The sequence below is a fragment of the Streptomyces sp. AC558_RSS880 genome (assembly GCF_019049255.1).
Classification (GTDB): Bacteria; Actinomycetota; Actinomycetes; order Streptomycetales; family Streptomycetaceae; genus Streptomyces.
In genome coordinates, this window is sequence record NZ_JAGMUJ010000219.1 from 1 (window position 1) to 203 (window position 203).

Sequence of the window (203 nt, forward strand, 5' to 3'; positions counted from 1 at the left end):
CCCAGTTGCTCGTCCTCGCCGCCGTGTCGGCCGCCTTCGTCGCGCAGGCCGTCGCCGCGCTGCGCCCCCATGTGCCGCTGCTGCTCGCCTCGACCGCCAGGGACACGGCGGTCGAGGGCGTGCTGTACCGGTGGCAGCCCGGCATGGTGTCGCTGTTCGCCAAGTCGCACGCGGACGTCACCGTCCGCCATGTGCTGCGCGAT

General features: G+C 73.4%; 1 protein-coding gene. It reads left to right on the plus strand.

The features are described from left to right. Positions 1 to 5: 5 nt before the first annotated feature. On the plus strand, positions 6 to 203 hold a 198-nt coding region (locus KUM38_RS41405; protein ID WP_217137307.1), incomplete at its 3' end, for a hypothetical protein.